The sequence below is a fragment of the Janthinobacterium sp. BJB401 genome (assembly GCF_013372745.1).
GTDB lineage: Bacteria > Pseudomonadota > Gammaproteobacteria > Burkholderiales > Burkholderiaceae_D > Janthinobacterium > Janthinobacterium rivuli.
The window spans coordinates 24,862-43,441 of record NZ_JABXFH010000050.1 but is presented as its reverse complement, the minus strand read 5'-3'; the positions used below and the strand labels follow the sequence as shown (position 1 = coordinate 43,441).

Genomic DNA, 18,580 nt, shown 5'->3' with positions numbered 1-18,580 from the left:
CATCATCGCCCAGTGCTCACCCTCGGCGCACGAGGCCAGCGGCTCCTGGCACGGGGCGCAAAAAGTCCACCAGCGCTGCGTTTCCGGGTCGGCGGCAATGGCCGCCATGTCGGCCTCAAAATCCTCGCCGTGGTATTCCCAGTAACCGAACAGCAGGTTTTCCGGCTGGCGCAGGAAGATCGAATAATTGCTGACATGCGCGGCCGCCAGCCTTGCCAGCACCTGCGGCCAGACGGCGGCGTGCAGGGTTTTGTATTCGGCGATACGTTCAGGCGCGATGCCGATGACCATGCCCATTCTTTTCATGGCGTCTCCTGGCTGATGCCGTAAAAGCGCAGCGCATTCAAACCGAAAATATCGTCCCTGTCCTCTTGCCCCAGATGCGTCAACAGCGCCTCGCTGGCGGCCAGCCACGCCGCATAGCCCTCTGCCAGGTCCACCACGGGCCAGTCGCTGCCCCAGATCACGCGCCGGGGGCCGAACACGTTCAGCACATGTGCGGCATAGGGGCGCAGGTCGTCCACGTGCCAGCCGGGCCGCGCTTCCGTCACCAGCCCGGACAGCTTGCAATGCACGTTCGGCAGCGCGGCCAACTGCGCCATGTCTTCGCGCCACGCACCGAAGGCGGCGTCGGCGATCGGCGGCTTGGCCGCATGGTCGATCACGATGGCCAGCCGCGGATAGTCGCGGGCACATTGCAGCAGCGCGGGCAGGTGGCGCGGCAGCACCAGCGCGTCCAGACGCACGCCGTGTTCGACCATGGCAGCCAAGGCCGGCGCCAGCGCGGGATTGGCGATCCACCGGTCGTCATCGATATCCTGCAGCATGGGCCGCAAGCCTTTGAGCTTCGGCTGCGACGCCAGGCATGCAATCGCCGCCGCTGCGTCAGGCGCCAGCAAATCGGTCCAGCCCACGACGGCCCGAATAAAGCTGTTCTGTTCCGCCAGCGCCAGCAGCCAATAGGTATCGTCTTCGGACGGCAGCGACTGCACCAGCACCGTGCCGGCGATGCCGTGCGCAGCCAGCAGCGGCGCCATGTCGGCGGGCGCAAAATCGCGGTGGATGGCGGCCAAGGATGGCGGCGGCCAGCTGCCAGCGCGCGCGGCCAGCTGCCAGAAGTGCTGGTGGGCGTCGATGCGCATCATGCGGCCACTCCCGCAGGCAGCGGCGCGCGCGCATCGAGCAAGTCCGCGTCCCGCAGCGCCAGCCACAGGGCGTCGGGCAGCGGCGTGGCGAACCAGTCCAGGTTTTGCCGCAGCTGCGCCAGGTCCTGTCCGCCCGGGATGCAGGAAACGACGGCCGGATGGGCGAGCGGGAACTGCAGTGCCGCAGCCTGCAGCGGCACGCCGAAGTCACGGCAGACGGCGTCCAGGCGCGCCACGCGCTTGAGTATGGCAGCCGGCGCATCGGCGTAGTTGAATTTGCCGTTCCCGGCCAGCACGCCCGAGTTGAACGGGCCGCCGATCACGATGGCGTTACCACGCTCCACGCAGGCGTCCAGCAATGGCGACAGCGAGGCCTGTTCCAGCAAGGTGTAGCGGCCGGCCAGCAGGGTGCAATCGAGGTCGAATTCCGCCATCGCGCGCAGCACGATCTCGCATTCATTGACACCGAGGCCCACGGCTTTCACCTGGCCGCTGGCGCGCAATTCATCGAGGGCGCGAAAACCGCCACCGGCCGTCAGCTGGCGCCAGTAATGCTGATCGTGTTCGCCATGCGTGGCCTTGCCGATATCGTGCACGAACAGGATATCGATGCGCTCGAGCCCCAACCGCTGCAGGCTATCGTCGTGCGAACGCAGCACGCCGTCATACGTGTAGTCGTAATGGGGACGGAACGGCAGCGGCGCGGCAAAGCCGTCGTCGCCGGGGCGAACCGAGGCGTCGGGCCGCATCAGCCGTCCCACCTTGGTGCTGATCACAAATTCATGGCGGGGCCGTTCGCGCAGCGCCGCACCGAGACGGCGTTCGGACTGGGTATAGCCATAGAACGGCGCCGTGTCGAAGAAACGCACGCCCGCGTCCCACGCGCCATCGAGGGTGGCGCGTGCCTGCGCGTCGCTGACGGGCTGGTACAAGCCGCCTATCGGCGCGCAACCCATGCCGATGCAGGGCAGCGACAGGCCGCCACGCGGCAAGGTACGCAATTGTGTGACATCCATGAACCCGGCCCTCAAGCGGCGCGCAATGGGAAGCAGCCTGGCCCCACCGCGTCGAATTGTTTATAGGTCAGCACGAATTCCTGGTGACCCAGGTCTTCCGAGCGGCTCAGTTCTCCGTTGGCCACGTTCAGCACGGCGGCGACGATCTCCGCGCCCACTTCTTCCAGGGTGGCTTCGCCCGTGAGGATCTTGCCCGCGTTGATATCCATGTCGTCGGCCAGGCGCTCGAAGGTTTGCGGATTGGCGCACACCTTGATGACGGGCGAAATCGCCGAACCGACGACGGAACCGCGGCCCGTGGTAAACAAGGTGATATGGGCGCCGCAGGAAATGAGTTCGACGATTTCCGCGTTGTCCGACACGTTCGGAAAGCCGAAGCGCGGCTCGCCGTCCGGCACCACGTCAAGCAGGTACAGGCCGCCGCCGGCCGGCTGGTCGCCCGGTTTCAAAATGCCGACGATGGGCGAGGAACCGCTCTTGGCATAGGCGCCCAGCGACTTTTCTTCCTGCGTGGTGAGGCCGCCATCGGCGTTCCCCGGCGAGAAGCTGCCATGGCCCATGATGGTGTAGTAGCGGGCCGCCTTGGCCACGGTTTCGACGATGGCGTTGCCCAGGTCCGGACTCACGGCGCGCCGCTGCATGTGGTATTCGCAGCCCACCAGTTCGCCCGTCTCTTCGAAGATGCAGGGGCTGCCGGCCGCGATCAGGGTGTCGAACGCGACGCCGACGGCCGGGTTGGCGCTAATGCCGCTGGTGCTGTCGGAGCCGCCGCAGATGGTGGCGACGACCAGTTCATCGATCCCCATCGGCACGCGCTCCTGCCGCGCCAGGTGTTCCAGCGCCCAGCCGATCCACTCGACACCGCTGCTCACGCTGGGGCGCGTGCCGCTGTTTTCCTGGATCGTGATCGTGTGGACGGGGCGGTCGCTGTCGGCCACGGCGCTGGAGAGGCCGTATTTATTGAAACCTTCGCAGCCCAGGGAGACCAGCAGCACGGCGCCCACGTTCGGGTGCGTCAGCAGGCGGCGCATCACCTGGTCCGCGTATTCGTTGGGGAAGCAGCCCGTAAAGCCGATCAGGTGCACGGGCTGGCCGGGAAAGGCGTTGACCATCAGGCGCGCCACGTGATGCGCGCATTCGACCATATAGGCCACCACCACGATATTGCGGATGCCCTTGCGGCCATCGGCGCGCAGGTAGCCCGACAGGGCGGGTGTCGTCACGGGAGCGTTCATGCTTGGTCGTCCTTGTCCAGGAAGTGGTGGCCGTCCTGGCCCAGGGTAAACGTGGGGATGTAATCGCTTGCCAGGTTGTGCGTGTGGATATGCTCGCCGATGGCGACGGGGGCCGTGATGCTGCCGATCAGGGCGCCGTAGCGCAGCACCTTGTCGCCCACGGCCAGCGCGCGGCGCGCCACCTTGTGGCCGATCTGGATGTTTTGCGCCAGGGTGACGGGCACGCCGTCAATGGCGACGACGTCGCCGCAGGCCAGGGCTGTCCTGGCGATCAGGCAGTTATCCTCGGGCGACATCAAGAGCAGGCTGGCAGGCTGGGAAGCGAGGCTCATGGCGCACCCTCCCCGGCAAAAACGGCTAGGCGGCCGCCTGGCTCAGTTTTTCCCGCGTGCCGATCGAGGACAGCATGGTGCTGCGCGAGGAATCGAGGTGCGAGCGCATGGCATCGAGCGCCTTCGGCACGTCGTGCTCCGCCAGCGCGCGCAGGATCGCCAGGTGCTCCTGCACCGCGTACTGGTTGCGGCCCTTTTCCTCGCCCTTGTCCCACTGGTAGTGATAGTGAAACACGAACGAGACGATATCGTAGAAGCCCTGCGCGAAGCGATTGTTCAACAGGCCGATCAGGAAGGTGTGGAACTCGCGGTCCAGCGCCGGAAACGCGTTGTGGCGCGTGTCTATCCTGGCCGCCAGCTTCTCGTGCTGTTTGATCAGCCGCGCCAGTTCCGCATACGCCGGATCGCCATGCGGCAGGTGCGCAAACTGCTCCACGGCCGCCATCTCGAACATGCGCCGCATGTCCGCCAGTTCGGTGGCGAACGAGCGGTCGAACGCGCACAGGCGCCAGCCGCCGCGCGGTTTCTTTTCGATCAGGCCGAAGCGCGAAAAGCCGATCAAAAATTCGCGCACGCTGACGGTACTGGCGCCCGCCTCGCGCGCCAGCTCCGCTTCCGAAAATTCCGCGCCGGGCGGCATGTCGCGCTGGTACACGCGTTCCATCAGCACTTGCTGGATGCGCTCCGCCCCCGACTGCAATTCCGAGATATCGAAGTAGTCGCCCGGTATGGGTTTCCTCAGCAAGCGCCGGTCCGCCGGGCTGGCGATCAGCCGCCGCGTCGACAGATACGCGATCGCGCTGCGAATCGCCGTGCGGCTGCCCTGGCAGATGGTGGTCAGGAACTGCTCCGTCGGCAGCATCTCGCCCACTGCGACATTCTCGGCGAGAAATTGCAACAGCAGATTGGTACTGCGCTTGAAGACGGTGGCGGGTTTGGACATGGATGAATGAACGCGCTATGCCAGCGAAAGGGAAAGTGGATGAGTGGGCCATTTTAGTCGATATCGGATTGGATCGGCATGCCAGAAAAGAAACAACTGCGCTAAGCGGGGCGTTCATGGCTGCGCTCCCGGCGCCAGCATGGCGCGCAGGCGCGGCTGCGCCAGGGCGGGACAGAGCTGCCGCGCCTGCGCCGCCACGGGCGCCATGCGCCGCTCGATCTTGCCGGCGTGGTGCTGGGCGATGTCGGCCAGGCGGTGCGCGAGGAAGGGATTGCTGAAGCGTTCCCTGACCTGCGCCACATAGGCCAGCGCGGCGTCACTGTGCTGCGCCCCCATGGCGGCAAACACGGGCAGCACTTCCTCGTGCCACAGGGCTTCCAGCGCGGCGCGCATGGCGCCATCGTCCATCGCCTCGCGCACCGTCATGCCGGCCGGGCTGCCCCGTTCCATCCACAGCTGCGCCAGATAGGTGTGGCCGAGGTTGAGCAGGAACAGCTTGCGCTGTTCATACTCGCGCAGGCTGCCCGTCACCACCAGTTGCGGGTGGAGGCACGGCAGCAGCATGCCTTCCTGCGCCTCGATGGCCCACAGCGCATAAGGCTCGGCCACCGCACCTATCGGTTCGATCGCTTCGGAAACGATGCGGTCGACGAGGGAATTGATCCACAAACAGCCCGTTTGCAGGTAGACGATGAACGCGGCATCGCCCCCCCACTGCCGCGCCAAAGCCACGATCACCTGGCGCAGTACATGACCGTTGTCGGCCACCAGTTCGCACGGAAAAATCGAGATGGGCGCGGCGCCGGCCAGGAAGCGGTCGTGCAGCAGCACCAGCAGCTTGGCGGGAAAGCTGGCGGGAACGGTTGCGCCATCGAGCATGCCGGCGTGGTCGGAATCAGCCAGCTGGTAGCCCGTGTCGCCCGTATTCGAGACGATCACGCGCGCGGCCACGGCCGCATCGCGCACCTGCCGCCAGTCGCTGCCGGCTTGCCACGCTTGCGTGACGGCGTCGGCGCGGCGTTCCTCGTCGATTTGCGCGCCGTCCTGCCAGCCGCGGATGCGCACCGGGTAGCCGCCGGCCTGGCGAAACGCCGCCACCCGCGCCGCACCCTGCGCGCTGCCGGTCGTTTGCACGATGGTGATATGGCCCAGCGCCTCGCCTGCCTTGGCCGCTTCGCTGACGAACAGGTCGGCGTGCGCCTGCAGGAAGCGGCTGGTGCCAAATTGCAGTATGGGATTGAGATTGCTCATCTCAGACCTCGACGATGGCCTTGATGACACCCGCCTCGGGCTGCATCCAGCGATCGAGCACGCCCGTAAATTCGTCGAGCGTGGTGCGGTGGGTATTGAGCAGCGCGGTGGGCACTTTCCCCGCCTTCATGGCCGCCACCACTTCCTCGAAATCGTCGACGGTGGCGTTGCGGCTACCCAGCAAGGTCGTTTCGCGCTTGTGGAATTCAGGGTCGGAAAAGGACAGGCGGTCGCGCACGATGGAGACCAGCACATAGGCCCCGCCGTGGGCGACGAAATCGAGGCCCCGCTCCATGGCGGCGATATTGCCGGTGGCGTCAAACACCACGTCGAAGAATTCGCCGCCGGTGGCGTCCGACAGTTGCTCCTTGTCGCCGTCGCCCAGTTGCACCGTGCGGACGATGCCCAGCGCGTCGCGGCAGAACTGCAAACGGTCGGCGCGGCCATCGAGCACCGTCACGTTGGCGCCTTTCAAGGACGCGAACAACATCACGGCCATGCCGATCGGACCGGCGCCCACCACCAGCACGCGCTTGCCGGCATCGACCGCGCCGCGCTTGACGGCGTGCGCGCCGATGGCGAGAAATTCGATCATGGCCGCGTCGTCGAGCGAGATGCCTTCCGTCTTGAAGACGAAGCGCTCGGGCAGCGCCAGGTATTCCGTCATGCCGCCGTCGCGGTGCACGCCCAGCACTTCGATGCGGGTGCAGCAGTTGGTCTTTCCCTGGCGGCAGGCCACGCAAGTACCGCACGACAGGTAGGGCATCACGTAGACCTGGTCGCCAGCGGCCAGGCGCGAGCCGGCTGGCGCACTGTCGATATGGCCGGACAATTCATGGCCCATCACGCGCGGATAGCTGAGAAAAGGCTGGGTGCCGCGGAAGATATGCATGTCGGTGCCGCAGATGCCGACGCGGCGTATGCGCAGCAGCACTTCACCCTCGCCGGGCACGGGCACGGGGCGCTGCTCCATGCGCAAACTGCCGGGCGTATCGCAAACGATACTTTTCATCATGGTCGTCCCTCTCGCCTCCCGGATCTTGCCGGCGGCATATTATATTTAACGTACAAACCAACTGTGAAAAAAATCCGTCTGCGCGGATTGTCTTTCCAGCCCTGCCAATGGCGCGCTTTGCTGCGCCGCACAACGATTTTTTCGTCATTCCATGTGGCTCGAACGCGCTGATTCTTCTGCAGTCGTCGTTCGGTTTTATAAATATACCGTACAAAAAAATGAAGGTCAACGGATTCTTTTTATGGTTTTTTCGGCTCCTCTGCTACATTCCTGCTTGACCCTGACGTTACGTCAGGCGCCATCGTGGTTGGTACGCACTGAAGACAAGGAGAAGACGATGCTGTTGAAAATCGGTGAACTGGCCAGGCTCACGGGCCTGACCATCCGCACCCTGCACCACTACGACAGCATCGGCCTGCTCTCGCCTTCGGCGCGCACGCAAGCTGGCTACCGCCTGTACCAGCACGGCGACATGGACCGGCTGCACCGGATCATGGCGCTGCGCAAATTCGGGCTGTCGCTGGCCGATATCGCCAACGCCCTCGCCGGCCCGGAGCTGCCGCTCTCCTCCATCGTGGCGCGGCAAATCGCCATGCTGGAACGCCAGATTGCGCAGGCTTCCACCTTGCGCGAACGCCTGTGCAGCCTGCAAACGCAGCTGACGCAGGGGCAGGCGCCGGAACTGGCCGAGTGGCTCACCACTATGGAGTTGATGACCATGTACGACAAATACTTTAGCCCAGAAGAACTGCAACAGCTGCCGCTGCTGTCCGATGCGGCCGTGGAACAGGAATGGAAAGCACTGGTAACGAAAGTGCGCGCCGTCAAGGATGCGGGCGCCGGGCCAGGCGACGCGCCAGCGCAGGCGCTGGCCATGGAATGGATGGTCAAGCTGGTGCGCGACACGAGCGCCCATCCGGGCCTGTTCGCGCGCCTGAACGACATGCATGCGCAGGAACCCTCGATGCAGGCGACGACCAGCATCGATGCGGACTTGATGCAATTCATCCTCGCCGCCTTCAATGCCTCGCGCATGGCGCTGTACCGGCCTTTCCTCAACGAGCAGGAATACGCGCACCTGGTGGCCAACTACGGCAAGCGTTCGGGCGAGTGGCCAGCCCTGATCGCCGCCGTGCGCGCCGCCATCGATGCGCGCACGCCGCCCACCGATCCGGCCGTGCTGCAACTGGCAAGGCAGTGGCTGGAACTGTTCCGCTCCTACGCGGGCACGGACCCGGCCACGCAGCTGAAATTCCGCCAGGCGCACCAGCAGGAACCGCGTCTGATGGAAGGCAGCTTCGTCGACGCGGCCATGCTGCAGTACCTGGGCGCGGCGATGGCCGTCGTGGCGCAGGAGCGACCACACGCATAGTTGACGTGTGGCATCTCGTGGGCGCGGCCATGTAGAATCGGCCTTCGCCCACGAGAGGATTAACCGATGCGCCGCTTTCTGTTTGCTTGCCTGACCCTGCCCGCCCTGAACCTCGCCATGGCTGGCGATGCGCCCGTGCAAGGGGTATGGCACGGCACCGTGGGCAAGGCCAGTATCGTCGCCTGCTTCAACCAGCCCAGCCCCACGCAAGGGGCTGACCGCAGCGGCAATTATTACTACACGCGCTACAAGACGCCGATCATGCTGTCCCGGCCCAACGGTAAAATCCTGTGGCAGGAACTCGACGCCAAGGGCGACACGACGGGCACGTGGAGCCTGCGCACGCCGCAAGGCGGCAAACTCACCGGCACGTGGACGGAGCCGAAAAGCGGCAAGACCCTGCCCGTGGCCTTGACCCTGCTGGAAGCGGCGGGCGACCGCGAACACCCGTCGTGTGCCAGCGATGCCTACAATCTGGCGCTGGAAGACTTTCCCGCCACCAAGGTAAGCAAACCCGTCATCTTTGAAGGCAAGCAATACCGCAACCTGCAAGTGGGCGACACCATCACGGTGGAGCTGATGGCGCCCGGCGACGGCGTGGCGAAAATCAATACGCAACTACGCGCCGTGCTGGCGAAGAACAAAAAGGACCTGGAAGATTTCTATGCCACGCGCCGCGAATACCTGGGCCGCAACGGTTTCACGACGGAAGACGAAGTGTATGCGGATCCCACCTACTGGTCGCCGCGCTGGGTGACGGTCAAGTTCTACCGCTGGGCGGCCGGCTATGGCGCCAGCGGCATCTCCATCAAGTTCCGCACCTGGGACGTAAAAACGGGCCAGGAAACGGACGTGTGGAACTGGTTTGGCGCCAGCGCCAGCGATGGCGACGACAAGGCCGCATTGCCGGACCGCCTGCGCCAGGCCCTCTTCAAGGGCGTGAAAATCGACGCCGAATGCAAGGGCACGGATTACGACGGCCGCGGCCGCTTCCACCTGTCATTGAAACCGGAAGGCGTATCGTTCTGGCAAGACCCGAACGGCAGCGGCTGCGAAAACGACTTTTTACTGCCCTACAGCAAGGTCGGCCCCTTCCTCACCGTCAAGGGCCGGGCCGCGCTCAGCGACTTGCTGCCGAAGAACTAGCCAGCACCAATCATCGCGGCCACCATCTCCGCCGTGGCGGCCGCCAGGGTCCAGCCCAGGTGGCCGTGGCCCGTGTTGTAGTACACGCCAGGCGCCTTGCCCGGCCCCACTTTCGGCAGCATGTCGGGCAGCATGGGACGCAAGCCGGCCCAGGGCACAACCTTGCGCGTATTCACGCCAGGAAAGCACTGCTCGACCCATCCCAATAGCGGGCGGATGCGGTCGGCGCGGATGTCGTGGTTGACGCCGTTGAATTCCGCCGTGCCCGCCACCCTGAGCCGGTCTTCACCGAGGCGACTGCTGACCAGCTTGGTGGCATCGTCAAGCAGGCTGACGGACGGTGCGGCCGCGCGGCTGGCTGGGTCTTCAAGCTGCACGGTGATCGAATAACCTTTCACGGGATACACGTTGACATGGTCGCCCAGCATGGCCGCCATGGCGCGGCTGGCCGTGCCCGCGCAGACGACGACGGCGTCAAACACGGTGCTGTCCCCATCCATGGAGACGCGCACCTTGCCGTGTTCGCGCGCCAGCCCCGTGACCTGCGCACCATAGCGGCAGGCCACGCCCAGGCGCACGCACGCGTCGGCCAGGCCGCTCGTGAACTTGTGGATGTCGCCCGTGGAGTCGCTGTCCGTGTAGTAGCCGCCGTAAAAGTCGCCCTGCAAGGCTGGTTCGATGGCGCGCATTTCCTGCGCCGTGACGGCGCGCCGCTCCAGCCCCCCCTGCGCCAGCAGGCGCGACACGCCGGCCGCCCGCTCGAAACCGCGCTGGTCGCGGTAGACGTGCAGGATGCCGGCGCGGCGGTGATCGAAAGCTATGTTTTCAGCTTGCGCCCACGCAAACAAATGTTCACGCGCGGCGATCGCCATGCGCGCCGTGGCGATGGTGTTGCGTTCGTAGGCGGGCATGGCGGCGAGAAACTCCGCAAACCAGCTCAGTTTGTGCCAGCTGGGCCAGGGATGGAGCAGCAGCGGCGCATCGCGCCGAACCATCCATTTCAGGGCGTTCAGTATCGTTGCCTTGTGGTTCCACACTTCCGCGTGCGAGGCCGACAATTGCCCGCCGTTCGCATATGACGTTTCCATGGCGGCGTAACGGTGGCGCTCGATCAGGGTCACGTCCACGCCCCGCTTGGCCAGCGCATACGCCGTCGTCACGCCCGTAATCCCTCCGCCGATGACAGCCACCCGCCTCATTGCGGCGACACCTTGTGCACGACCGTGTCGTCCGCCTGCAACACGCGGCCGTCCAGCGCCAGCACGTCCATCCTGCGCACGGGCAAGCCTGAGCCACGCTGCAGCAAGGTCGAATGCGCCTCGCCCGCTTCGAACAATTGATCCTCGCTCCACTGGCGCAAGCCGACGACGACGGGAAACAGGGCCAGCCCCTTTTGCGTCAGCACGTATTCCTGGTAGGCCGTGCCGTCCGAGGCGGGCGCGACCGTAAAAATGCCCTCTTCCACCAGGGTGTGCAGGCGGTCGGCCAGGATGTTCTTCGCCACGCCCAGGCTTTTCTGGAACTCGCCGAACCTGCGCATGCCGTCGAAGGCGTCGCGCACGATCAGCAGCGACCAGCGCTCGCCGATCACGTCGAGCGCGCGCGCCACGGGACAGGGGTCGGTTTTCAGGCTCTTGCGCTTGGCCATCGTCATGCTCCAGGATTGAGTGGTTGCATTTTAAAACTTCCCGGCGTAGACTCCAAGTGGTTTTAATTTGAAACCACTTAATTGACCTCCCATGCGCGATACGACAACTCCCATCACGACAGCACTTCCTCCTACCCTCGTCTGGCTGTTTGCCACGGCGGCCGGCCTCAGCGTGGCCAATGTGTATTACGCCCAGCCTTTGCTGGCCACCCTGGCGCACGAATTCGGCATGACGGAGGCGGCCAGCGGCATGGTCATCACGGCCACGCAGATCGGCTGCGCGCTGGCCCTGCTGCTGCTCGTGCCCCTGGGCGACATGCTGAACCGGCGCCGCCTGACCCTGTTCCAGCTGGGCATGCTGGCCATCACCCTGGCGGCGCTGGGCTGCGCCCGTTCCACGGCCGCCTTGCTGGGCGGCATGCTGCTGGTGGGCTTGCTGGGCACGGCCATGACGCAGGGTTTGATCGCCTATGCGGCCAGCGCGGCGGCCAGCCATGAACGGGGAAGAGTCGTCGGCATGGCACAGGGCGGCGTGGTGATCGGCTTGCTGCTGGCGCGCACCCTGTCCGGCGTGGTGGCGGACCTGGCCGACTGGCGCGCCGTGTATGTTGTTTCGGCGGCCATCGCCTGCGCCCTGCTGTTGCTGTTGTGGCGCAAGCTGCCGCCGGCGCAGCCATCCAGTCAACGGCTGGCGTATGGCGCCCTGCTCGCCTCGATGCTGGACATGCTGCTGCACAACAAGGTGCTGCGCGTGCGGGGCATGCTGGCCCTGCTGATGTTTGCCGTCTTCAATATTTTCTGGAGCGCCCTGGTGCTGCCCTTGACGGCGCAAGGCTATTCCCATGCGGCCATCGGCGCGTTTGGCCTGGTCGGCGTGATCGGCGCGTTGGGTGCGGCGCGCGCGGGCGCCATGGCGGACAAGGGTCGCGCGCAATGGACGACGGGCGCGGCCCTTCTGCTGTTGCTGGCCGCGTGGCTGCCACTGAGCTTTGCGGGCGCGGCCCTGTGGCCCTTAATCGTCGGCATCATCGCGCTGGACCAGGCAGGCCAGGCCATCCACGTGACGAATCAAAGCCTGATTTTCAAGCAGGACAGCGACGCGCACAGCCGCCTGGTGGCGTGCTACATGCTGTTTTATGCGGTGGGAAGCGGACTCGGTGCGATTGCCGCCACCAGCGTGTATGCGCTGGCGGGCTGGCATGGGGTATGCGCGCTGGGCGCGGCGGTCAGCTTGCTCGCCCTGCTGTTCTGGCGGCTGACCTTGCCTGCTGAAAAAGCTGAGTGATCAACGCTTAATTCAGCATGGCCGTGGCGGAACCATGGCGGTAGGTTTTCAAGGCATCGGGCTGGATCTGGATCAGCGAACCGCTGACTTTAATCAGGTGCAAGTCCGTCAGTTGGTGCAGCACGCGCGACAGGGTGGCGGGCGCCAGGTTCAGGAACGATGCCAATAAACTTTTCTTCAGGTCCAGCTTGACTTCGTTCGAGCGCTGCTGGTCCGAGGCCTGCAACAGGTATTCGACCACGCGCTGGGTGGCGTTCTGCACGGAGCAGCGCTCCACGTTGCGGATGAAACCCATCAGGTGGTGCGACAGGCTGTTCATCATCTGGCGCGCGATGCGCGGCGACTGGTCCAGCAGGCGCAGCAGCGCGTGCGGAGGGATGCGCAGCAGCAAGCAGTGCTCAAGCGCTTCGGCGCAGAATGGATACGGTTCATCGAGGAAAATCATGGCTTCGCCGAAGCTCTGGCCCGGACGGATCAGTTCCAGAACCTTGTCGGTCCCTTCCATGGAAAACACGCTCAGCTTGACGAGGCCGAAGACCACCACATAGGCGCCTTCCGCCACTTCGCCCTTGCGGAACAGCACTTTGCCTTTTTCCACTTCAACACGCACGACATCCTGGCGCAATTGCTCTAATTGCGAAGGGGAAATATGGCGGAACAGAGCCTGGCTCGATAGCAAGCCATCGACGTTGACCTTATGCATGACACTCTCTTATTAGATTAGCGAATGACTAAGAGTGTAATGGGCCGGCACGGTCAAGGCCATACGTCAAAGGAACTAGGGTTGTCTAGGCCGGAACGCCATGCAGATCAAACAATCGCGCATTGCTTGCGCACTATTTGCACTTTGTTTGATCTTTATTTGCTCAATTCGCGCTCGACGGCGTAGACGGCGATCTGCACGCGGCTGCTGAGCTTAAGCTTTTTGAGGATGTTTTGCACGTGGATTTTCACCGTACTTTCGGCCACGTCGAGCTGGCGCGCGATTTCCTTGTTGCTCAGTCCTTGCGCCAGGCAGGCCATGGCTTCGCGTTCGCGCGGCGTCAGTTTGTCATAGTCTTGCTGCGGCGCGTTCTGCCCCGCGCGGAACTGCGACACGAGCTTGGCCGTCATGGCGTCGGCGATCACGGATTCGCCGGCGGCGGCGCGGCAAATGGCCTGGCCCAGCTGCTCGGCCTCGATATTTTTCAGCAGGTAGCCGCGTGCGCCCGCGCGCAGGGCCGCACCGAGGTCGGCCGCGTTTTCCGACACGGTCAGCATCAGCACCACCATCTGCGGCAGGTCCTGCAGGATCAGCTGCAGCGCCTCGACGCCGGACACGCCAGGCATGTTCAAGTCCATCAGCACCACGTCGGGCCGCAGTTCGGCCGTCAGGCGCACGCCGTCGAGCCCGTTCGATGCCTCGCCCACCACCTGGAATTGAGGATTGCGCTGCAGCAGCAGCTTGACGCCGCTGCGCAGCAAGGTGTGGTCATCGACCAGCAGGATTTTGATTGGTGCGTTCACGTGTTTGTTGCCTGATAAAGATGATTCATTTGTTACGCGGCCTGGCGCCGGGCTGCCGGCAAGGCCAGCGAGATCGTCGTGCCGCCGCCGGGCGTGCTGTCGATGGCAAATTGCGCACCGAGCCGCTCGGCTCTTTCCTGCATGATACGCAAGCCGATCTGCAATTCCGTTTTCTTGTCGCGCAGGTTGGCGGCGAAACCTTCGCCATCGTCTCGCACCTGCAGCGCAAAATCGCGCCCGTTGTCCACGCGCAGCGCCACGTTGCTCGCCTGCGCGTGCTTGCGGATATTCGACAGCGCTTCCTGCACGATGAACAATATCTGCAACTGCTGTTCGGGCGCCAGCGGCGCGCCGTTGCCGCTCATCTCCAGGGAACCGACGACGCCCGTCTGCAGCTCGAACTTGGCCAGCACTTCACTGAGTTTGCTTTCGAGATCGCTGCCATGCCAGCGCGTGCGGAAATTGACCAGCAATTCGCGCACGTCCTGGTAGCTTTGCTCGACGCCCATGCGCATCAGCGGCAACACTTCGGCCGCTTCGTCGAGCTGGCCACGGCGCACGGAATCGTCGAGCATCTGCACTTGCAGGCTGATGAAGTTCAGGCTTTGCGCGATGCTGTCATGCAAGCCTTCGGCCAGCAGGCTGCGTTCGCGCGCCACGGCAAATTCCTTTTCACGCGCGATCAGGCGCTGGTTTTCAATGGCGATGCCCAGGCTCTGGCCCAGCGTTTCCAGCCAGCCCTGCTGCTGCGCCTGCACGGCTTGCGGGCGCGCAAAGTGCAGCGAAAAACTGCCGACGACTTGTTCGCGCGCGAGGATGGGAAAGACGGCGATGGCGATGAAACCTTCGTCCTGGCAACGGTAGCGCTGCAGCGCATCGACCTGGCGGAAATCGCGGATCTGGATCACGCCCTGCGCCACGGCCGCGCCGCACAGGCAATCGTTGTTGCGGATGCAGTGTTCTTCTTCCACCATGGCGTCGGAAATGCCCTCGTGCACGATGATGTGCACGGTGTCCTGCTGCGGATCGAGGATGCGCACGGTGCCGCCTTCGGCCTGCGCGAACTCCATCACATGGCGCAGGAAGCCACGGCACAGCGCATCGATGGCGTGCTGTCCGGCCAGCAAGGTGGAAATCTCGTGCAGGGTGGCCAGCTGGCGTTCCTGCGCGGCGCTCAGGCCCGATGCGGCTTGCGCCAGGCGGCGCTGGCGCCAGCGCGACGCTGGAAGTTGTTTGCGGGAAGGTTGACTGCGCGGCGCATGCATGAAGAACTCGAATCTGAAAAGTGGTGCGCCCGGCAAGCGCTACGGCCTGCCGGGCTGGTAAAGGTTACAAACGGGTTACAAACGGGTTACAAACGGATCTCGGTGCCGAGCAGTTTGACGAACTGCGCCAGCCAGGCCGGGTGCGCAGGCCAGGCCGGCGCCGTGACGAACTGGCCATCCGTGACGGCGTCCGTGACGGCGATGTCGGCATACGTGCCGCCCGCCAGTGTCACTTCCGGCGCGCAGGCGGGATAGGCGGAAATGCGCTTGCCACGGATGACGTCGGCGGCGGCCAGCAATTGCGCGCCATGGCAGACGGCGGCGACGGGCTTGCCCGCCTCGGCGAAATGGCGCACGGCGGCGATGACGTTCTTGTTCAGGCGCAGGTATTCGGGCGCGCGGCCGCCGGCGATCATCACGGCGTCATAGTCGGCCGGGTCGATCTCGTCGAAGCTGGCGTTCAGGGTGAACAGATGGCCCGGCTTTTCCGTGTAAGTCTGGTCGCCCTCGAAATCGTGGATGGCCGTCTTGATTGTCTCGCCGCTTTTCTTGCCGGGACAAACGGCATGCACGGTATGGCCGAGCATCAGCAGGGCCTGGAACGGCACCATCGTTTCATAATCTTCTGCAAAATCGCCGGTCAAAAACAGAATTTTCTTCGCTGCCATTTAGTTCTCCTATGAAAGATTGATACCGCAAGGCGTATCTTAGCGCGACTTGGCAACCATACTGGATATTTATCAAACTTTTGCGCCTTGATCGAGGATTTTACAGGCTGAGGCAGAATTATTTGCAGCCTCGCCGGTCAAATCAAGCACACCTCCTTGAAAGGCCGGGCCATGGACAGCAACAGCGGCAACAGCGGCGACAGCGGCAACAGCACCCTCATACGTATCTTCGACCACTTGCCCGATGCCGAGCGCGCCCGCAACCGGCTGCTGGCCGATGGTTTTCCCGCTCACGCCGTGCAGCTGGACGCGGGCGACGACGAGGCCGGCCCCGTGCAGGGCAATTTTACGGTCGGCAATCGGGACACCCTCACCAGCCGCCTGGAACGCGTGATCAATGCCCTGTTCGGCGGCGACAACCATATGTACCGGCGCAACTATGGCAAGACGGCGTTTCGCGGCATGGTGCGCCTGGTGGTGGCCACGCGCCATGCCGATGAGCAAGAGCGCGCGCACGCCATCGTGCAAGCGTGCGGCGGCAACGATATCGAACAGCGCACGGCCCGCTGCGGACAGGACGGGCACGATGGCGTAGCGGCCCTGTACCACTAGCCGGAGTGCACAGCAAGGAGAACGAGATGGACGTCACATGGGTGGTCGTGGCCGACAGCAGCCGAGCGCGGCTGTTTGCGCTGGGACAGCAAAACCAGCTGGGCGAGCTGCAAGACTTTGTCAATCCGGCGGGCCCTGAAGACGATAACGCCTTGAACAGCGACGCCAGCGGACGCTTCGGCAGCGGCATGCGCGCGGGGACCCAAGCGGGCACGCAGGCGCACACGGCCGAGCCACAGGTGACACCCGTCGACCATGCGAACGAACAGTTTGCCCGGCAGATCGCGCAGGTGTTGCAGCAGGGCCTGCAGCAACGGCGCTACAGCAAGCTGTGCCTGGTCGCCGCGCCGAAGTTCCTGGGACAATTGCGTCTAAGGCTAGATGCCCAGGTGGAAAAACGCCTCAGCCATGCCCTGGCCAGGGATGTCGCCAGCATGAACGTGCCGCAACTGGAAGCCTATCTGCAGCAGGCGCTGGACAGGAACGGCGGCGGCAGCTGAACGGCAGCGGCCCCATCGCCATCCGCAAGCGGGCACAATCTGTGGCAAGATCTGCGTTCTTTCTTTCAAAACCGGAACTTGCCATGATTTTTGAAATTGCCCACATCCAGATCAAATCAGCCACACACGCTGCCTTCGAAGCGGCCGTGACGAAAGCCGTCCCCCTGTTCCAGCGCGCACGCGGCTGCGAGTCGATGCGCCTGGAGCGCTCGATCGAAAACGGCGACGCCTACCGTCTGGTAGTCGGCTGGACAACCCTGGAAGACCATACCGTGCATTTTCGCGGCAGCGAGGACTTCCAGGCATGGCGCGGCCTGGTCGGTGAATTTTTTGCCGCACCGCCGCAGGTCGAGCACATGGATACGGTGGTGACGGGGTTCTAGACAGGCACCTACACTGCGGGGTGGTGGAAGACCTGCCGCAAATACGCGAGGAAGGTTTCATCCTTGCACAGGGTCTTGCCCGGCGAATCCGATAATTTCGCCACGGACTGGCCATTGCAGCGCACCAGTTTCATGACGATGTTGAGCGGCGTCAAGCCGACGTCGTTGGTGAGATTGGTGCCGATGCCAAAGCCCGTCATGATGCGGTCGGCGAAGTGCTGGTACAGGGCGAAGGCCTTGTCCAGGTCCAGGCCGTCGGAAAACACGAGGCGCTTGGTATTGGCGTCGATGCGCAGGGCCGCGTAGTGGGCCAGCGCCTTTTCTCCCCACTCGACGGGGTCGCCCGAATCGTGGCGCAAGCCGTCGAACAGCTTGGCGAAATACAGGTCGAAGTCGGCCAGGAACGCATCCATGCCCACCACGTCCGTCAGCGCGATGCCCAGGTCGCCCCGGTATTCCTGCACCCAGTCTTCCAGTGCCGCCTTTTGAAAATCGCGCAGGCGCACGCCAAACGACTGGAACGATTGCATGTATTCATGCGCCATGGTGCCGATCGGCACGATGCCCAGCTTTTTCGCCAGGTAGACATTCGACGTACCCTTGAAATACTCGGGCACGTCGCGCGCCAGACGCTGCACCACCTCGTCGTGCCAGGCGCCGGAAAAACGCCGGCGCACGCCGAAGTCGGAAAATTCAAACGGATGCTTGCGCCGTGGCAGCTTACCGAATTCCTTGACGGCTTCCACTTTCAAGCCGAGGCGGTGGCGCCCTTCGCGCATGGCGGCGTCCAGGTCGAAACGGCGGAAATACAGTTCGTTGATGATGTATAGCACGAAAATCTCGAAGCCCATCACGTGCACCTGCGGCCCTGCCGCGTGCACGAGCAAGGTATCGCCATCCGTGCTGACGTCGATGAACTTGCGCTGGAAGCGGAACACCGTCAGGAAGTCGACGAAGTCGCTCTTCATGAAGCGCAGGGTGCGCAGATAGGCCAGCTCGTCGTCGGCAAACGACATCGAGCACAGGTGGTCGAGCTGCTCTTCCAGTTCGCCCTTCAGTTCAGCCAGGGGAAAAGCGGTGGCGTTGCGGCAGACAAATTCGTATTCGGTATGGGTATTCGGATGACCGTGCAGCAAGGCTTGCCACATTGTAAATTTATACAGATCGGTTTCCAGCAAACTGCGCACTATCGGGGTCATGTGTGTTTTCTCCAACTTCCTGAAGCCAGAATAGTACGCCACTGCAAGCATTTCAGCAG

Annotated in this window: 21 protein-coding genes; 6 read left to right on the top strand and 15 right to left on the bottom strand. The window is 64.0% G+C overall.

What is annotated here, in order from left to right; all coding sequences use genetic code 11:
* The 8 genes from HWE17_RS24110 to HWE17_RS24075 form a co-directional block, all read right to left on the bottom strand.
* Positions 1-306: L-rhamnose mutarotase (locus HWE17_RS24110; RefSeq protein ID WP_176390511.1), on the bottom strand; the 306-nt coding region annotated here is incomplete at its 3' end.
* Positions 303-1,145, bottom strand: coding sequence for an amidohydrolase (locus HWE17_RS24105; RefSeq protein WP_217916872.1), 843 nt, complete (start codon positions 1,143-1,145; stop codon positions 303-305). The genes HWE17_RS24105 and HWE17_RS24110, both read right to left, overlap by 4 nt.
* Positions 1,142-2,161 (bottom strand): aldo/keto reductase, encoded by a 1,020-nt coding sequence (locus tag HWE17_RS24100; protein ID WP_176390510.1) that lies wholly within the window; start codon positions 2,159-2,161, stop codon positions 1,142-1,144. Before HWE17_RS24100 ends, HWE17_RS24105 begins: the two co-directional genes overlap by 4 nt.
* Positions 2,162-2,172: 11 nt before the next feature.
* A complete protein-coding gene (locus HWE17_RS24095) occupies positions 2,173-3,396 on the bottom strand; it encodes a UxaA family hydrolase (RefSeq protein ID WP_176390509.1) in 1,224 nt (407 codons plus the stop codon).
* Positions 3,393-3,728, bottom strand: coding sequence for a UxaA family hydrolase (locus HWE17_RS24090; protein WP_176390508.1), 336 nt, complete (start codon positions 3,726-3,728; stop codon positions 3,393-3,395). The genes HWE17_RS24095 and HWE17_RS24090 overlap by 4 nt, the downstream gene beginning before the upstream one ends.
* Positions 3,729-3,753: 25 nt before the next feature.
* Positions 3,754-4,671, bottom strand: coding sequence for a GntR family transcriptional regulator (locus tag HWE17_RS24085; protein WP_176390507.1), 918 nt, complete (start codon positions 4,669-4,671; stop codon positions 3,754-3,756).
* 114 nt (positions 4,672-4,785) lie between these two features.
* Positions 4,786-5,922, bottom strand: coding sequence for a mannitol dehydrogenase family protein (locus HWE17_RS24080; RefSeq protein WP_176390506.1), 1,137 nt, complete (start codon positions 5,920-5,922; stop codon positions 4,786-4,788).
* A 1-nt stretch (position 5,923) separates the two neighbouring features.
* Positions 5,924-6,934 (bottom strand): zinc-binding alcohol dehydrogenase family protein, encoded by a 1,011-nt coding sequence (locus HWE17_RS24075; protein WP_176390512.1) that lies wholly within the window; start codon positions 6,932-6,934, stop codon positions 5,924-5,926.
* 340 nt (positions 6,935-7,274) lie between these two features.
* Between HWE17_RS24075 and HWE17_RS24070 the strand changes: the two genes are divergently transcribed.
* Together HWE17_RS24070 and HWE17_RS24065 are read left to right on the top strand one after the other, a co-directional pair.
* Positions 7,275-8,309, top strand: a complete 1,035-nt coding sequence (locus HWE17_RS24070) for a MerR family transcriptional regulator (RefSeq protein ID WP_176390505.1) — start codon at positions 7,275-7,277, stop codon at positions 8,307-8,309.
* A gap of 66 nt (positions 8,310-8,375) precedes the next feature.
* Positions 8,376-9,455, top strand: coding sequence for a hypothetical protein (locus HWE17_RS24065; protein WP_176390504.1), 1,080 nt, complete (start codon positions 8,376-8,378; stop codon positions 9,453-9,455).
* Here the strand turns inward: HWE17_RS24065 and HWE17_RS24060 are convergent.
* Both HWE17_RS24060 and HWE17_RS24055 read right to left on the bottom strand, forming a co-directional pair.
* A complete protein-coding gene (locus tag HWE17_RS24060; protein WP_176390503.1) occupies positions 9,452-10,654 on the bottom strand; it encodes a D-amino acid dehydrogenase in 1,203 nt (400 codons plus the stop codon). The two genes, HWE17_RS24065 and HWE17_RS24060, sit on opposite strands and share 4 nt — an antisense overlap.
* On the bottom strand, positions 10,651-11,103 hold the full coding sequence (locus HWE17_RS24055) for a helix-turn-helix domain-containing protein (RefSeq protein WP_099401086.1): 453 nt from the start codon (positions 11,101-11,103) through the stop codon (positions 10,651-10,653). The genes HWE17_RS24060 and HWE17_RS24055 overlap by 4 nt, the downstream gene beginning before the upstream one ends.
* A 91-nt stretch (positions 11,104-11,194) precedes the next feature.
* Here HWE17_RS24055 and HWE17_RS24050 point away from each other — a divergent pair, with 91 nt between their 5' ends.
* Positions 11,195-12,388 (top strand): MFS transporter, encoded by a 1,194-nt coding sequence (locus HWE17_RS24050; protein ID WP_176390502.1) that lies wholly within the window; start codon positions 11,195-11,197, stop codon positions 12,386-12,388.
* 7 nt (positions 12,389-12,395) lie between these two features.
* Here the strand turns inward: HWE17_RS24050 and HWE17_RS24045 are convergent, their stop codons facing one another.
* The 4 genes from HWE17_RS24045 to HWE17_RS24030 form a co-directional block, all read right to left on the bottom strand.
* On the bottom strand, positions 12,396-13,091 hold the full coding sequence (locus HWE17_RS24045) for a Crp/Fnr family transcriptional regulator (protein ID WP_034759676.1): 696 nt from the start codon (positions 13,089-13,091) through the stop codon (positions 12,396-12,398).
* Between the two features lie 155 nt (positions 13,092-13,246).
* On the bottom strand, positions 13,247-13,894 hold the full coding sequence (locus HWE17_RS24040) for a response regulator (protein WP_176390501.1): 648 nt from the start codon (positions 13,892-13,894) through the stop codon (positions 13,247-13,249).
* Between the two features lie 32 nt (positions 13,895-13,926).
* Entirely contained in the window at positions 13,927-15,159 is a 1,233-nt protein-coding gene (locus HWE17_RS24035; protein WP_176390500.1) for a GAF domain-containing protein, read from the bottom strand.
* Positions 15,160-15,245: 86 nt separating this feature from the next.
* Positions 15,246-15,827, bottom strand: coding sequence for a DJ-1/PfpI family protein (locus tag HWE17_RS24030; RefSeq protein WP_035825518.1), 582 nt, complete (start codon positions 15,825-15,827; stop codon positions 15,246-15,248).
* A gap of 171 nt (positions 15,828-15,998) precedes the next feature.
* On the opposite strand from HWE17_RS24030, the gene HWE17_RS24025 reads away from it, so the two are divergent.
* The 3 genes from HWE17_RS24025 to HWE17_RS24015 all read left to right on the top strand — a co-directional run bounded on the left by HWE17_RS24025 (position 15,999) and on the right by HWE17_RS24015 (position 17,322).
* Entirely contained in the window at positions 15,999-16,439 is a 441-nt protein-coding gene (locus HWE17_RS24025) for a hypothetical protein (protein WP_176390499.1), read from the top strand.
* A 26-nt stretch (positions 16,440-16,465) separates the two neighbouring features.
* Positions 16,466-16,939 carry a host attachment protein gene (locus tag HWE17_RS24020; protein ID WP_176390498.1) on the top strand — a complete coding sequence of 158 codons (474 nt, stop codon included), beginning with the start codon at positions 16,466-16,468 and terminating at the stop codon, positions 16,937-16,939.
* Positions 16,940-17,022: 83 nt separating this feature from the next.
* The gene (locus HWE17_RS24015) at positions 17,023-17,322 is read left to right on the top strand and encodes an antibiotic biosynthesis monooxygenase (protein ID WP_035825510.1); all 300 of its coding nucleotides are present in this window, start codon (positions 17,023-17,025) and stop codon (positions 17,320-17,322) included.
* Positions 17,323-17,330: 8 nt separating this feature from the next.
* Here the strand turns inward: HWE17_RS24015 and pncB are convergent, their stop codons facing one another.
* The gene (pncB, locus tag HWE17_RS24010; protein WP_034759704.1) at positions 17,331-18,521 is read right to left on the bottom strand and encodes a nicotinate phosphoribosyltransferase; all 1,191 of its coding nucleotides are present in this window, start codon (positions 18,519-18,521) and stop codon (positions 17,331-17,333) included.
* Positions 18,522-18,580: the final 59 nt, after the last annotated feature.

Bases quoted from the DNA above. Each gene is read 5' to 3' on its own strand.
- HWE17_RS24105 (WP_217916872.1), bottom strand. From the start codon at position 1,145: ATGATGCGCATCGACGCCCACCAGCACTTCTGGCAGCTGGCCGCGCGC.
- HWE17_RS24100 (WP_176390510.1), bottom strand. From the start codon at position 2,161: ATGGATGTCACACAATTGCGTACCTTGCCGCGTGGCGGCCTGTCGCTG.
- HWE17_RS24095 (WP_176390509.1), bottom strand. From the start codon at position 3,396: ATGAACGCTCCCGTGACGACACCCGCCCTGTCGGGCTACCTGCGCGCC.
- HWE17_RS24090 (WP_176390508.1), bottom strand. From the start codon at position 3,728: ATGAGCCTCGCTTCCCAGCCTGCCAGCCTGCTCTTGATGTCGCCCGAG.
- HWE17_RS24085 (WP_176390507.1), bottom strand. From the start codon at position 4,671: ATGTCCAAACCCGCCACCGTCTTCAAGCGCAGTACCAATCTGCTGTTG.
- HWE17_RS24080 (WP_176390506.1), bottom strand. From the start codon at position 5,922: ATGAGCAATCTCAATCCCATACTGCAATTTGGCACCAGCCGCTTCCTG.
- HWE17_RS24075 (WP_176390512.1), bottom strand. From the start codon at position 6,934: ATGAAAAGTATCGTTTGCGATACGCCCGGCAGTTTGCGCATGGAGCAG.
- HWE17_RS24070 (WP_176390505.1), top strand. From the start codon at position 7,275: ATGCTGTTGAAAATCGGTGAACTGGCCAGGCTCACGGGCCTGACCATC.
- HWE17_RS24065 (WP_176390504.1), top strand. From the start codon at position 8,376: ATGCGCCGCTTTCTGTTTGCTTGCCTGACCCTGCCCGCCCTGAACCTC.
- HWE17_RS24060 (WP_176390503.1), bottom strand. From the start codon at position 10,654: ATGAGGCGGGTGGCTGTCATCGGCGGAGGGATTACGGGCGTGACGACG.
- HWE17_RS24055 (WP_099401086.1), bottom strand. From the start codon at position 11,103: ATGGCCAAGCGCAAGAGCCTGAAAACCGACCCCTGTCCCGTGGCGCGC.
- HWE17_RS24050 (WP_176390502.1), top strand. From the start codon at position 11,195: ATGCGCGATACGACAACTCCCATCACGACAGCACTTCCTCCTACCCTC.
- HWE17_RS24045 (WP_034759676.1), bottom strand. From the start codon at position 13,091: ATGCATAAGGTCAACGTCGATGGCTTGCTATCGAGCCAGGCTCTGTTC.
- HWE17_RS24035 (WP_176390500.1), bottom strand. From the start codon at position 15,159: ATGCATGCGCCGCGCAGTCAACCTTCCCGCAAACAACTTCCAGCGTCG.
- HWE17_RS24030 (WP_035825518.1), bottom strand. From the start codon at position 15,827: ATGGCAGCGAAGAAAATTCTGTTTTTGACCGGCGATTTTGCAGAAGAT.
- HWE17_RS24025 (WP_176390499.1), top strand. From the start codon at position 15,999: ATGGACAGCAACAGCGGCAACAGCGGCGACAGCGGCAACAGCACCCTC.
- HWE17_RS24020 (WP_176390498.1), top strand. From the start codon at position 16,466: ATGGACGTCACATGGGTGGTCGTGGCCGACAGCAGCCGAGCGCGGCTG.
- HWE17_RS24015 (WP_035825510.1), top strand. From the start codon at position 17,023: ATGATTTTTGAAATTGCCCACATCCAGATCAAATCAGCCACACACGCT.
- pncB (WP_034759704.1), bottom strand. From the start codon at position 18,521: ATGACCCCGATAGTGCGCAGTTTGCTGGAAACCGATCTGTATAAATTT.